This is a genomic window from Brevundimonas sp. GW821-FHT12E07 (assembly GCF_058807035.1).
In genome coordinates this window covers 136,906-149,908 of the sequence record NZ_JBXAQH010000005.1, presented here as the reverse complement: position 1 = coordinate 149,908, position 13,003 = coordinate 136,906, and the positions used below count along the sequence as shown (strand labels likewise).

The following is a 13,003-nucleotide window of genomic DNA, read 5'->3' as shown; positions in this document are numbered from 1 at the left end:
TAGGAAACCGGTGTCATCGGTGCTTGTATCCGCGCCGTCGAAGGGTCGCGAAGAACCCTCAGCCCGGGAAATGGAAACACCGTCATGCAGATGAATCGCCGCGCCCTTCTGTCCGCCGCCGCCGCCACCGCGGTCGCCTCGGCCACCCCCGCCCTCGCCCGAACCGTCCAGTCGACGGCCGCCGCGCCTGACCGGGCCGCCGTGCTCGCGGCGATGAAGAAGGCCACGGCCTTCATGACCGACAAGGTCGCCGTCGGCGGCGGCTATGTCTGGCAGGTCCTGCCCGACTTCTCGCGCCGCTGGGGCGAGCTGGAGGCCAAGCCGACGATGATCTGGGTCCAGCCTCCGGGCACGGCGACCATGGGCCACCTGTTCCTGGACGCCTATCACGCCACCGGCGACGAGCAGTTCTACACCGCCGCCAAGGCCGCCGCCGACGCCCTAGTCGCGGGCCAGCATCCGCGCGGCGGCTGGAACTATGTCATCGACACCGCCGGCGAGGAGAGCCTCAAGGACTGGTATGCGAAGATCGGCGGCAACGCCTGGCGGCTGGAGGAATTCCAGCGCTACTACGGCAACGCCACCTTCGACGACGCCGGCACCGCCGAGGCCTCGCAGCTGCTGCTGCGCGTCTATCTGGAGAAGCGCGATCGCAAGTATCGCGCCCCGCTCGACAAGGCGATCCAGTTCGTCCTCGACGCCCAGTATCCGAACGGCGGCTGGCCGCAGCGCTTCCCGTTCGTCGAGAACGGCGGCCTGCACGGCCACGCCGACTACACCCCCTACATCACCTTCAATGACGATGTGGCGGGCGAGAATCTGGAGTTCCTGCTCTACGCCCACCAGGCCCTGGGGTCGAACGACGCCCGTCTGGTCGACGCCATCGAGCGGGGCATGGACATCTATGTGAAGACCCAGCAGCCCATGCCCCAGCCGGCCTGGGGTCTGCAGCACTTCCCCGACACCCTGAAGCCGGCCCCGGCCCGGACCATCGAGCCTCAGGCCTTCGCCACCCATACGACGGCGGCCAACATCCGTTCGATGATCGGCTTCTACAAGCTGACCGGCGACCGCAAATTCCTGGCGCGCCTGCCCGAGGCGCTGGACTGGCTGGATCAGGTCAAGACGCCGCAGAACCTGATCGCGCCGGGCCGGACCCATCCGACCTTCATCCTCGAGGGCTCGAACACCCCGGTCTATATCCACCGCAAGGGGTCCAACATCGCCAACGGCCACTACTATGCCGATGCGAACCCGAACAATCTGATCGTCCACTACGGCTCGTTCCGGAACCTCGACACGGCCGCCATCCGGGCCGAGTACGCCGCCGCCGCCGCCATGGACCCGGCCGCCCTGATCGCCGCCTCGCCGCTCAAGGCCCGGGCCGGGACGCTGAAGCTGCCGAAATACTTCACCCTGCGCGACGTCAGCGTCTGGGACATGTCGACGGACGCCCGCCGCGAACGCGCCCCGGCGCCCGAGGCGATCGCGGCGGTCCTGTCGAAACTGGACGGGAACGGCGCCTGGATCACCCCCCTGACCACCACGTCGAACCCGTACAACGGCCCCTCGCCCGAGGCGGTGACCGGCGGCGAGTATCAGACCACCCGCGTCGGCGACCTGTGGGACGTCTCACCCTACAACACCGACTTCCCCGTCGACGGCATCTCGACGGCGGTGTTCATCAAGAACATGGGCGACCTGATCGAGGCGCTGGAGGCCTGAGGGACTTGACGGCGCGTCCTGTTCCCTTCCCTTGGAGTCACTGAGGGGATCGGGCGATGGACGCGTCGGGCAGGCTGGAGATCGCGGCAGGTTTCGCCACCGCCCTTGGGCCGCGCGCGGACAACCAGGACTTCGGCGCCGTCCATCTGGGCACGCCGTCGGAACAGGCGCTGCACGGCATCGTGGCGGTCGTCGCCGACGGGGTCTCGGGCTCCAGGGGCGGCCGTATCGCCGCCGAGCTGGCGACCCGCAGCTTCATCGACGGCTATCTGTCGAAAAGCCCGCTGGGCGGCATCGCGGCCGCCGGCGTCGCCTCCCTGCTCGGCTTCAACCGCTGGCTCCATTCCAAGGGCCGCACCGATCCGGAGATGAAGGGGGCCGCGACCACCTTCACCGCCCTCGTCCTGCGCGGGCGCGAGGCGACGGTGCTCCACGTCGGCGACAGCCGGGCCTGGCATTTCCGCGACGGCGTCCTGACGCAGCTGACCGAGGACCATGTCCTGTCCCAGCCGGGGCTGAGCCATGTCCTGTACCGCGCCGTCGGCATCGAGGCCGATGTGCGGCTGGACGTCCGGCCGGTGCCGCTGAAGCCCTATGACCGGTTCCTGCTGACCTCGGACGGGGTGCACGGCGTGGTCGATGACGAGACCCTGACCCGGCTGCTGGGCCGCCGCGCCTCGCCCGACGCCGACGCCCAGCGCATCGTCGATCAGGCCACGGCCAACGGCGCGACTGACAACGCCACGGCCATCGTGATCGACGTCATCCGGCTGGGTCCGCTGGATAGCGAAGCGATCGGGGTCGAGGCCGAGGGCCTGCCGATCCTGCCGCCCCCCGACGCGGGCGACAATGTCGACGGCTTCAAGCTGGAGCGGCTGCTGTCGGACGGCAAATACACCCGCGTTTTCCTGGCCAGGGACGGCGCCGATCCGACCCCGGTCGTGCTGAAATTCCCCAAGCCGGCCCTGCTTAGCGAGCACGGCGCCCGGCTGTCCTTCCTGCGCGAGAGCTTCATCGGCCGCCGCATCGACAGCCCTTACGTCGGCAAGACCCTGACGCTGGATCCCGGCCGCCAGAGCCGGCTCTATATCGCCCAGCCCTTCTATGAGGGGCGGACCCTGCACGCGCGCCTCGCCAATGACGGGCCGTTCGACATCCAGCCGGGCGTGCGCGAGGCCATCCGTTTGTCGCGCGGCGTCGCGGCCCTGCACCGCCAGGGCATCGCCCATCGCGACATCAAGCCGGACAATGTCATCCTCGAGAAGAACGGCGGGCTGAAGCTGATCGATCTGGGCGTCGCCCGCCTGCCCAAGGTCGAGGACTTCACCGAGGGCGAGGCGCCGGGCACGGCCGGATATATGGCGCCGGAGCTGTTCGACGGTAATCCCGGCGACGCCCTGACCGACCAGTACGCCCTGGGGGTCACCCTCTATCGCCTGTTCGCCAGGGACTATCCGCGTGGTCAGGTCGAGCTGCCGCAGCGTCCGAAATTCGAAAAGCCGATCCCCCCGACCCAGCTGCGGCCCGACATGCCCGCCTGGCTGGAGGCCGCCCTGCTGCGCGCCATCGCCCTCGATCCCGCCGACCGGTTCGCCGACGTCGAGGAGCTGATCCATGTGCTGGAGAGCGGCAGCGCCGTCGCCGTGACCCCGCCCCAGCCGCCGTCCCTGATCGAGCGCGATCCGGTGCGCTTCTGGCAGGGCGTCTGCATCCTGCTGGTCATCGCCCTGATGGTCTCGCTGGCGACGCGATAGTCCTATTCGGCCGGACTGGCGTCCTCGCTGTTCTGGCGGGTCATTCGCCGATTGGCGCTGGCCATGGACGAAGCGACCTCGGTGCGGGCGGCGGACGGATTTCGGCGCGCCCTGACCGAGCTGTACAGGCCCTCCAGATAGTTCATGTCCCAATCCGTCAGCCCGGAGGCCGCCTGGCCGGTTCCGAACAGGTTGAGCACCGTGTCGAAGCCGGAGGTGTCGGCGTCAGGGTTGATCTGGGCCAGGGCGACCATGGCGAGATAGTCGCTCAGCTGGGTCAGGTTGGCGCTACCGATCTGGTCCACGTCGAGGATGATGATGGCGCGCTTGGTGTCGTTGACCACTGTGGTTGTCAACAGCCCGCCGCCCCGGATTTCGATGACGGGCGCCACCTCGCCCGGCATGCGCACGGCGACCTGGCCCGTGTCCTCCTCGATGGGCAGGCTCACCGTCCACCACCGGACGGGCCGCTCGGTGTTCTGGAAGCGACGCAGGGCGGCGCGCCCCTGATCCATGCCGGCCGCGCCGAAGATGAACATCCGGGGTTCCGCCGCCACGAACTCCGTCGTGAAGGCCGTGGCGTCGGCCGTGGCGATGATGACGATGCTGGGAATACAGCCCGGCGCGCCGGCCCGCAGCCCCAGGTCCTCGGCGACGGTGGAAACCCGGTCGACAATGTACTGCGCCATCTCCGTCCGCAGATTGACGACGCCGACACAGACCCCGTTGCGCCAGCGCGCCAGCCCCCGGCCGCGCACCGGCGAAGCGACCTCGCGGACGAACTCCTGGGTGGCCTCTTCAAGCCGCCGGCCGTCGACAGTGATGTCTCCGGGATTGGTCGGGAGGTCCGGATCGCCAACCTGGGTCTGAGTGGTCGGCGCGACCCGCGACACCGTCTGGAAGTCGGCGGCCGCGGGCGAGGTCGAGGCCAGGGCGGCGGCGAGAGCGAGTGCGAGCATGGCGAACCCTTTCGATCCGGAACCGGAACGGTAACACCGGGCAGGTTCGTCAACCAGCGGTCGCGGACCGCGACGCGTGCGCGCACCCGGCGATCCGCGAGAGGGCTACAGCCTCGGCGGGGGCGGCGCCGGCAGGGGCGCGGGCGGCGAGGACGGACCCGAGTTCGACCGCGGACCGGGCGGATAGTACCGCCCGTCGTTATGGCGGTGATAGCCGTACCCCCCGCAGCCGGCCAGGAAGGCGGCGCCGACCGCGACGGTCAGGATCACTCTGGCGAGGGTGGCGGCGCGCTGGGTCATATTGGTTAAAGATCACCGATACGAAACAGCGTCAACGTCATAGCTCGGCCCCCCCTCGATCAGAGATAGGCGCCGACCGCCCAGGGCACGAACTCGTTGTCGCCGATGCCGAGCGCCTCGGACTTGGACGGCTCGCCCGAGGCGACCGCCAGCATCCGTTCGAAGATCTCGCGGCCCACCTCGGCCATGGGCGTTCCCGTCAGGACCGGCGAGGCGTCGATGTCCATGTCCTCGTCCATCCAGGACGCCAGTTTGGCGTTGGAGGCGACCTTGATCGACGGCGCGGGCTTGGCTCCGAAGACCGAACCGCGGCCCGTGGTGAAGACGATCAGATTGGCGCCCGAGGCGATCTGGCCGGTGGCCGAGCACGGGTCATAGCCCGGGCTGTCCATGAAGGTCAGACCCTGCGTCTTCAGCGGCTCGGCATAGCCGATGACGTCGGTCAGGGGCGTGGAGCCCGACTTGGCCACGGCGCCCAGCGACTTCTCCAGAATGGTCGTCAGACCGCCCTTGAGGTTGCCCGGCGACGGATTGTTGTTCAGCTCCATCCCGTGCTTGTCGGCATAGGCGCGCCACCAGGCGAGGCGGGCGTTCAGCTTGTCGGCGACGCCCTGGGAGGTCGCGCGGCGCAGCAGCAGGTGTTCGGCGCCCCAGATCTCGGGCGTTTCCGACAGCATGGCCGAACCGCCGTGGGCGACCAGCAGGTCGACAGCGGCGCCGAGCGCCGGATTGGCCGTGACGCCGGACCAGCCGTCCGAACCGCCGCACTGCAGGCCGACGGTCAGGTGCGAGGCCGACACCGTCTGGCGCTCGACCTTCGACGCCTCATCGACGAGTTCGCGCACGATCTCGATCCCGGCCTCGATGGCGCGGGCGGTGCCGCCGGCCTCCTGGATGGTCATGGCGCGCAGGGTCGTGCCGGTCTCGAGCTCGGACTTCTTCAGCCAGTCGGGGATCTGGTTGGCCTCGCAACCCAGGCCGACGATCAGGATGGCGGCGAAGTTCGGATGGCGGGCGTAACCGGCCAGGGTCCGCTGCAACAGTTCGACGTCGGTAGACAGCGAGGACCCGCCGCAGCCGCCCTGATGGGTGAAGGCCACGACGCCGTCGACGCCTTTCGGCAGGCTGGAATCGGGGAAGGCGTCGGCGACGCGGCGGGCGACGGTCGCCGAACAGTTCACGCTGGTCAGGACGCCGATGTAGTTGCGGGTCCCGACGCGGCCGTCCTTGCGCACGATGCCCTGGAAGGTCGCGCCGTCGAGAGGCGCAGGCGGATGGACGTCGGCGCCGACCTCGGCCTCGCGCCCGTCGTCGGCCATGGCCAGGTTGTGGACGTGGACGTGGTCCCCGGCCGCGATCGCCGACTTCGCCCGGCCGATGACTTGACCGTAGCGACGCACCAGGCCGCCCTCGGCGACGGCATGGCGCGCGATCTTGTGACCCTGGGCGATATCGGCGCGGGCGGGCGCGTTCAGGCCCTCGGGCGTCTCGCCGGCGGTGATGTCGTCGAGCGCGACGGCGATGTCGTCGGCGGGGTTCAGGATCAGGACGCGGGACATGGCTTACTCCGTCACAAGCCGGGCGGCCTCGATCGCGCCGTTTGTGCTGAGCGAGAGATAGGCGCCGGTGACCGCCTTTACGAACGCCGGATCGGCGGCGAGCGCGGGCGGGAAGACGGCGCTGAGAGTCAGCAGGGCTGCGACGCGGGCTTCATCCGTGTCCGCCCCGGCGATCAGTTCGGCGGTCTTCGACGCCAGCGGATCATCCACGACGAAGGCCTCGCCAGCCTCGGTCACGCCCGACTGCCATTTCATCCAGGCGGCGATACCGAGCGCGAGGGTTTCGATGCCTCTCCCGGCGGCCAGCCGTTCAGCGGTCCCGGCCAGCAGGCGCTGGGGCAGCTTCTGCGAGCCGTCCATGGCGATCTGGCGCGTGCGGTGCATCAGGGCGGAGTTGGAGAAGCGCGCCATCAGCTCCTGCCGATAGGCGGCGATGTCGAGCCCCGGCGGCGGGTTCAGGGTCGTCTCGGCCTCGTCCCACAGGGCCTCGATGAAGGCCTTGAGCGCGGGATTGGCGACGGCCTCGTGCACATGCTCATGCCCCGACAGGGCGCCGAGGTAGGAGACGGCCGAATGGGCGCCGTTGAGCAGGCGCAGCTTGGCGTCTTCCCACGGAGCGACGGCGTCGGTCAGCTGGACGCCCAGAGCCGCGAAGTCCGGACGCGGGCCGGCGAAGCGGTCCTCGATCACCCACTGGGTAAAGGGCTCGGCCTTGACCATGCCCTCGTCGCGCACACCGATCCGGCCAGCCAGCTTGTCGATGTCTTCGGGGATGGTCGCCGGGACGATCCGGTCGATCATGGTCTGGGGGAAGGCCCCCTCCGCCGCGATCCAGTCGGCGAGGTCCAGGTCGATACGCTTGGCCATCTCCAGCACCCCGGCGCGGATGCGGGCGCCGTTGTGCGGAAGGTTGTCGCAGGAGACGACGGTAAAGGGTTTCAGACCCGCCGCCTTGCGGGCCTTCAGCGCCGCGACGATGAAGCCGGGCGCTGTACGAGGCGCGGAAATGTCGGCGAGGTCGGCGGCGACCTCCGGATCCTCGACCATCAAGTCGCCGGTCGCGGGGTCGAGGCGATAGCCCTTCTCGGTCACCGTCAGGGTGACGATGTGGACATCCGGATCGGCCATGGCGGCGACGAGGGCGGCGGGGTCTTCCGGCCCCACCAGAACCCCCTGCCCCGCCCCGATGACGCGCAGATGCTCGGCGGCGCCGTCGCGGATTACCAGGGTATAGAGGCCGTCCTGCGGGTTCAGCTGATCGCGCACGCCGGGCGACCGCAGGGAGGCGCCCAGCACCCCCCAGCGCAGGTCACCGCTCGCCAGCGCATCGTCGAACACCACCGCCTGGTGCGCCCGGTGAAAGGCGCCGATGCCGAGGTGGACGACGCCGGTCTTCACCGCCGCGCGGTCATAGGCGGGTTTGGCGGCGGGCGTCGCGGCCAGCGTGGCGTCGGAGAGCCGTGTCACAGCTTGTAGGCCGCCTTGACCAGACCATAGGTCAGGGCGTGGGCCAGTTCGTGGGCCTCGTCCTCTTCCATCCGGTGTTCGACCACCAGCTTGGCGAGGAAGCCGCAGTCCATGCGCCGGGCCACGTCGTGGCGGGCCGGGATCGACAGGAAGGCGCGGGTGTCGTCGTTGAAGCCGACGGTGTTGTAGAAGCCGGCCGTCTCGGTGGTCTGCTCGCGGAAGCGGCGCATGCCCTCGGGGCTGTCGTGGAACCACCAGCTCGGACCCAGCTTCAGCGCCGGATAGTGACCCGCCAGCGGAGCCAGTTCGCGGCTGTAGGAGGTCTCGTCGAGGGTGAACAGGATCAGGGTCAGGCGGGTGTCCGAACCGAACCGGTCCAGCAGCGGCTTGAGCGCGCGGACGTAGTCTGTCTGGGTCGGGATATCGCAGCCCTTGTCGCGGCCGAAGCGGTTGAACACCGTCGCCGAGTGGTTGCGGAACGAGCCCGGGTGCAGCTGCATCACCAGACCGTCCTCGACCGACATGGCGGCCATTTCGGTCAGCATCTGGCCGCGGAACAGCTCGGCGTCGGCGGCGCTGACGGGGCCGGTCGAGACGCGGGCGAACAGGGCCTCGGCCTCGGCCTTCGACAGGTCGGCGGTGAAGGCGGTCGGGTGGCCGTGGTCGGTCGAGGTCGCGCCCATCTCGGCGAAGAAGGCGCGGCGGGCGCGCAGCGAGTCGAGATAGCCGGCCCAGGTCGTGGTGTCGCAGCCGGTCTGCTCGGCCAGGACCTTCAGATTGTCGCGGAAGCCTTCGTAGTCGGGGTCCAGCACCGGGTCCGGCCGATAGGCGGTCAGCACCCGGCCCTTCCAGCCCGAGGCGCGGATGGTCTTGTGATGCTCCAGGGTGTCCGTCGGCGACTCCGTCGTGGTCAGGACCTCGATGTTGTAGCGGTCGAACAGGGCGCGGGGTTTGAAGGCGTCGGTCTTCAGCGCGGCGTCGATGACGTCGTAGTAGTGGTCCGCCGTCTCGGCCGAGAGGCGCACATCGATGCCAAAGGCCTCGGCATAGACCCAGTCGTGCCACATGCGCGAAGGCGTGCCGCGGAACAGGTGATAGTTCTCGGCGAACCGGCGCCAGATGGTGCGGGGATCGGTCTCGACCGGACCGCCGTCGGCGCGCGGGACGCCCAGGTCTTCCATCGCCATCCCCTGCGAGTGCAGCATGCGGAAGACGTAGTGGTCGGGCGTGATCAGCAGCTCGGCCGGATTGGCGAAATTCTCGTTCAGCGCAAACCACGAGGGGTCCGTATGGCCGTGTGGGCTGATGATCGGCAGATCCTTGATCTCCGCATACAGCCGCCGGGCCACGCCCCGCGTGTCGGCGTCGACCGGGAACAGGCGGTCGGGGTTCAGTTTCAGCGGATGGCTCATCGGTACGGCTCTACTGCGCCGCCGGACCCTGGCGGGCGCTTCCTGGGGTGATCGCGGCGGCGAAGGACCGTGTCTGACGACGGTCTCGACGGTTCGTCGGGTGTCTATGACACCGGTAGCATTCCTTTGGCAAATGCGTATGACGCATCGGTCGCGCCATGTTGCGCGAAGGCCGGGCGGAACGCCAGTTCCGCGACGTCAGATGGGCTGCAGTTGACCGCTGGCGACCACGGGTCCGGTCGGCAGGCCGGTGGGCGAGCCGCCCAGCGGTTCGACGGAGACGGCCAGGGTGGCGCGCGAGCCGTCGGGCCCGATCAGCTTGTCGGTGTCGATGGTCACGACCTCCTTGCCGTCCATGACGCCGAGCGAGATCGGGTTCTGGCCCTTGGGCAGGATCCACATCTCGAACGATTTGTCGCTGGGGCTCGCGCCGGTGACCGGGGCGATGGTCAGGCGGCGGTTGGCGCGGTCGAGGGTGACGACGAAGCTGGCGGGGCCTTCCTCGCCCTTCAGCAGGCCGACCGAGGTCAGGGAGGCGTCCGGAGCCGCAGGCGGGATAACGGACGGCTGCGTGGTCGGCACGGGCGTGATCAGGACGATCGCCACAGCCGCGGCGGCCGCGGCGGCGAAGACGCCCGTCGCGGCGCGCCAGACGTTGAGGTTGCTCCACACGCCCGGCTTCCCGGAGGTTTGGGCCGGCGCCAGACCCAGCTGGGCCGCGATCCGCATCCACACCACGCGCGGCGGGGTCTTTTCGGGAATGGCGTCGATAAGGGGGGCGAAACGCTCGTCCCAGGCGCTGACCAGACCGGCGAAGGCCGGGTCCGAGGCCATGCGGCGCTCGGCCTCGCGGCGCTGCTCGGCCGTGGTCACGCCGAGCGCGTACTCGGCGGCGTCTTGGTCCGGGGTGGAGGCAGTCGGTTGAATATCGGTCATCCGCCGAGACAAGCCTTCAGCTTGATCAGGGAGCGGCGAATCCAGCTCTTCATCGTGCCGGTGGGCACGCCGAACAGGGTCGCCACGTCCTCATAGGTGCGGCCGTCGAAGAAGGCGGTCTTGAGCGCCTTCTGCTGCTGGTCCTCCAGCTCGGCGATACAGCCATCCAGCCGGGTGGAGGTTTCGGCGCGCAGGACGGCGTCGAGACCGGACTCGTGGTCGTCGGCGATGTCCTCGGCGTCCTCGATCGGGCGGCTGACGCGGCGGCCGACCTGACGCTGACGGTCGATGGCGCGGTTGCGCGCCATGGCGGCCAGCCAGGTGATCGGGCTGGCCCGACTTGCGTCGAACTGGCCCGCCTTGGTCCATACCGAGATGTAGACTTCCTGCAGCACGTCTTCTGCCTCGCTTCGATCGTTCAAGATACGAAGCACCACCCCGAATAGTTTCGCTGAGGTGGCGTCATACACGGCCTGCAGGGCGCCCCTGTCTCCACCGGCCACGAGCCTGAGGTTTGCGTTCAGGGCCTGGCGGCTGAGGTCGGCGTCCATGCGTCGGCTTTTACACTGCTTTCAAGACGATACATCGGTCGCACGGCGTGGCCGTCGCCGCAAGACAGGCTCGAAAAAGTCAGTGGATTCACTTCACCAGAAGGCGCGATCCGTAATAGCCCGCGGTCGCCGCGATCAGGCTCATCACCGTGCCCCAGGCCATGTCGGCCAGGGTGATCGTCGTGCTCCACCGCGTCAGCGTCGCCTGGTTGGTGAGATCATAGGTCGCATAGGCGACGAAGCCGAAGACGGCCCCGTTGACCACCGCCCGCAAGACGGATGCCTCGCGCAGGGCGGGCGTGGTCGCCAGGAAGGTCAGCCCGGCCAGATAGATGAAATAGAAGGCGATGGCCGCCGGCAGGTTGACCGTCTTGGCCATGAAGTCGCCGAGCACCGGACGATAGAGCTTGTCGCCCATCACCGTCAGCCAGACCCCGTCCATGACCAGAACCACCAGCGCTGAACAGCCGTAGGCCGCGAGGAACTTCATCATGCTCAGGCCCTCATCAGACGATAGTGGCTGACGCCCCAGACCTGGCCGTCGCTGTCGCCGAACAGGCCCGCAGTGGCCATGAAGAACCGCCGCCAGCGCCGCATCCACAGGGGGGCGTTCGCGGCCCCGTAGACCAAGGCCATCAGGCCTCTGATCTCCTCCTCGTGCATGTCGAAATTGTCGAGCCAGTCGTCGGCGGTGCGCTGATAGTGGGTCCCCGACCAGCGCCATTCGTCCTCGACGGTCAGCAGGTCGCCGTACTGACGCATCAGGCCGTGGCTGGGCATGACGCCGCCGGTGAAGAAATGCTGGGCGATGAAGTCGCTGCGGTCCGAGACCTCGAACCGGTACGGCGCGTCGATGTGGCTGAAGACGTGAATGAACATCCGGCCGTCCGGCCTCAGCCAGCCGCGGGCCTTGGTCAGTAGGGCCCGCCAATTGGCCATATGCTCGAACATCTCCACCGAGACGATCCGGTCGAAGGTCCGGTCTGTGGTGAAGACGTTCATGTCGGCGGTGATGATGGTCAGGTTCGTCAGACCGCGCCGCCGCGCCGTCTCGTCGATCGAGGCCTTCTGGCTGTGCGAGTTGGAGACGGCGGTGATGTTGGCGTTCGGATAGCGCTCGGCCATCCACAGCGACAGAGATCCCCAGCCGCAGCCGAGTTCGAGAATGCTCTGGCCGTCCCGGATGTCGGCGTGCTCGCAGGTGATCCGCAGGGCGCTGGCCTCGGCTTCATTGAGGCTGGCGTCCTCGCTCTCATAGAAGCAGCTGGAGTATTTGCGGTGCTTGCCGAGGCAGAGCTCGAAGAAGCGCGCGGGCAGTTCGTAATGCTGCTGGTTGGCGGCGTCGGTGAATTCCGCGACCGGGCGTTCGGCCATTTCGCGGGCAAAGGCCGCTTCGGCGTCGGCGGGCGGGGTCTTCAGCGCCTTGCGCGCATTGGCGACCAGAAGGGCGATGGCCGGCCGGGTGACAAAGTCCGGAAAGGGCGCGTCCTGAAGCTTGTTGACGCTGTTGGAGATCAGGCTCACCGGGTCGCTCCTGCGGATGTCGGGGATTTGCGTGCGGGCCGGGGGAAGAAGGCCCCGACGCGGTTCTGGTAGTCGACGAAGGCCTGGCCCCGGGACTTCAGCATCGCCTTCTCGAGCGGCGGGACGCCGGTCAGCCGGGTCAGGATCAGATACATGACGACGGGGGCGATCAGGCTGAGCCAGCCCAGGGCCCAGTCGCCCGACAGGTCGATGGCGATGACCGGATAAGCCAGCCAGCCCATCCATTCGAAGACATAGTTGGGGTGGCGCGAGAGGCCCCACAGGCCCTTGTCCATGATCTTGCCGTGGTTGGCCTTGTCGGCCTTGAAGGCCTTCATCTGGCTGTCGGCCCGGCCCTCGCCGAGGATGGCGATCAGCAGGATGGCGGCGCCGATGAAGTCCTCGGCCGTCAGCCCGGCGCCCGGGCGCAGGGCCGCTGCGGCGATGGAGGCGCACAGCAGTGTGGTCGCCGGCGCCTGAACGATGGCGAGGCCGAACAGATTGGCCTGGAAGCGGCCGCCCCACTCCTCCTTCATCATCACATAGCGTGTGTCCTCAGCGCTGCGCGCGACGCGGACGGCGATGTAGGAGCCCAGTCGGATCGACCAGACGGCGACGAGGGCCGCGACCAGCATTTGGCGTTCAGTGGGCGCTCCCGCCCAGGGCGACAGGGCCACGACCACGCCGCTGATCCCGGTGCCGAAGGTCCAGAAGACGTCGATCCAGCCGGTGTTGTCGGTCTTCAGCGACACCGCCCAGGCCGTGACCATGACCACGGCCATGAAGTGGAAAGCGAAGAGGAGCGCGATCACCATC

The 13,003-nt window shown here is 68.6% G+C and carries 12 protein-coding genes; 2 read left to right on the top strand and 10 right to left on the bottom strand.

Annotated elements, in window-relative coordinates; translation table 11 throughout:
• Positions 1 to 84: 84 nt before the first annotated feature.
• Both AC1ROD_RS17890 and AC1ROD_RS17885 read left to right on the top strand, forming a co-directional pair.
• Complete coding sequence (locus AC1ROD_RS17890; RefSeq protein WP_492949605.1) at positions 85 to 1,725, top strand: pectate lyase; 1,641 nt, start codon at positions 85 to 87, stop codon at positions 1,723 to 1,725.
• Positions 1,726 to 1,781: 56 nt separating this feature from the next.
• Positions 1,782 to 3,479 carry a bifunctional protein-serine/threonine kinase/phosphatase gene (locus AC1ROD_RS17885; RefSeq protein ID WP_492949604.1) on the top strand — a complete coding sequence of 566 codons (1,698 nt, stop codon included), beginning with the start codon at positions 1,782 to 1,784 and terminating at the stop codon, positions 3,477 to 3,479.
• 2 nt (positions 3,480 to 3,481) lie between these two features.
• Here AC1ROD_RS17885 and AC1ROD_RS17880 read toward each other — a convergent pair whose 3' ends face one another.
• The 10 genes from AC1ROD_RS17880 to AC1ROD_RS17835 all read right to left on the bottom strand — a co-directional run bounded on the left by AC1ROD_RS17880 (position 3,482) and on the right by AC1ROD_RS17835 (position 13,002).
• On the bottom strand, positions 3,482 to 4,438 hold the full coding sequence (locus tag AC1ROD_RS17880) for a hypothetical protein (RefSeq protein WP_492949603.1): 957 nt from the start codon (positions 4,436 to 4,438) through the stop codon (positions 3,482 to 3,484).
• Positions 4,439 to 4,543: 105 nt separating this feature from the next.
• Entirely contained in the window at positions 4,544 to 4,738 is a 195-nt protein-coding gene (locus AC1ROD_RS17875; RefSeq protein ID WP_492949602.1) for a hypothetical protein, read from the bottom strand.
• Positions 4,739 to 4,797: 59 nt separating this feature from the next.
• Entirely contained in the window at positions 4,798 to 6,297 is a 1,500-nt protein-coding gene (locus tag AC1ROD_RS17870; protein WP_492949601.1) for a UxaA family hydrolase, read from the bottom strand.
• Between the two features lie 3 nt (positions 6,298 to 6,300).
• Positions 6,301 to 7,764, bottom strand: coding sequence for a mannitol dehydrogenase family protein (locus AC1ROD_RS17865; protein ID WP_492949600.1), 1,464 nt, complete (start codon positions 7,762 to 7,764; stop codon positions 6,301 to 6,303).
• On the bottom strand, positions 7,761 to 9,176 hold the full coding sequence (gene uxaC, locus AC1ROD_RS17860) for a glucuronate isomerase (protein WP_492949599.1): 1,416 nt from the start codon (positions 9,174 to 9,176) through the stop codon (positions 7,761 to 7,763). The genes AC1ROD_RS17865 and uxaC overlap by 4 nt, the downstream gene beginning before the upstream one ends.
• A gap of 198 nt (positions 9,177 to 9,374) precedes the next feature.
• Positions 9,375 to 10,112, bottom strand: a complete 738-nt coding sequence (locus AC1ROD_RS17855; protein ID WP_492949598.1) for an anti-sigma factor — start codon at positions 10,110 to 10,112, stop codon at positions 9,375 to 9,377.
• Positions 10,109 to 10,663, bottom strand: coding sequence for a sigma-70 family RNA polymerase sigma factor (locus AC1ROD_RS17850; RefSeq protein WP_492949597.1), 555 nt, complete (start codon positions 10,661 to 10,663; stop codon positions 10,109 to 10,111). The genes AC1ROD_RS17855 and AC1ROD_RS17850 overlap by 4 nt, the downstream gene beginning before the upstream one ends.
• An 88-nt stretch (positions 10,664 to 10,751) precedes the next feature.
• Positions 10,752 to 11,156, bottom strand: coding sequence for a DUF2177 family protein (locus AC1ROD_RS17845; protein ID WP_492949596.1), 405 nt, complete (start codon positions 11,154 to 11,156; stop codon positions 10,752 to 10,754).
• A 2-nt stretch (positions 11,157 to 11,158) separates the two neighbouring features.
• Entirely contained in the window at positions 11,159 to 12,187 is a 1,029-nt protein-coding gene (locus AC1ROD_RS17840; RefSeq protein ID WP_492949595.1) for an SAM-dependent methyltransferase, read from the bottom strand.
• Positions 12,184 to 13,002 (bottom strand): DUF1295 domain-containing protein, encoded by an 819-nt coding sequence (locus AC1ROD_RS17835; RefSeq protein WP_492949594.1) that lies wholly within the window; start codon positions 13,000 to 13,002, stop codon positions 12,184 to 12,186. Before AC1ROD_RS17835 ends, AC1ROD_RS17840 begins: the two co-directional genes overlap by 4 nt.
• Between the last annotated feature and the right edge of the window lies 1 nt (position 13,003).

Coding starts and splice junctions, on each gene's coding strand:
- AC1ROD_RS17890 (WP_492949605.1), top strand. CDS start 85: ATGCAGATGAATCGCCGCGCCCTTCTGTCCGCCGCCGCCGCCACCGCG.
- AC1ROD_RS17885 (WP_492949604.1), top strand. CDS start 1,782: ATGGACGCGTCGGGCAGGCTGGAGATCGCGGCAGGTTTCGCCACCGCC.
- AC1ROD_RS17880 (WP_492949603.1), bottom strand. CDS start 4,438: ATGCTCGCACTCGCTCTCGCCGCCGCCCTGGCCTCGACCTCGCCCGCG.
- AC1ROD_RS17875 (WP_492949602.1), bottom strand. CDS start 4,738: ATGACCCAGCGCGCCGCCACCCTCGCCAGAGTGATCCTGACCGTCGCG.
- AC1ROD_RS17870 (WP_492949601.1), bottom strand. CDS start 6,297: ATGTCCCGCGTCCTGATCCTGAACCCCGCCGACGACATCGCCGTCGCG.
- uxaC (WP_492949599.1), bottom strand. CDS start 9,176: ATGAGCCATCCGCTGAAACTGAACCCCGACCGCCTGTTCCCGGTCGAC.
- AC1ROD_RS17855 (WP_492949598.1), bottom strand. CDS start 10,112: ATGACCGATATTCAACCGACTGCCTCCACCCCGGACCAAGACGCCGCC.
- AC1ROD_RS17850 (WP_492949597.1), bottom strand. CDS start 10,663: ATGGACGCCGACCTCAGCCGCCAGGCCCTGAACGCAAACCTCAGGCTC.
- AC1ROD_RS17845 (WP_492949596.1), bottom strand. CDS start 11,156: ATGATGAAGTTCCTCGCGGCCTACGGCTGTTCAGCGCTGGTGGTTCTG.
- AC1ROD_RS17835 (WP_492949594.1), bottom strand. CDS start 13,002: ATGGTGATCGCGCTCCTCTTCGCTTTCCACTTCATGGCCGTGGTCATG.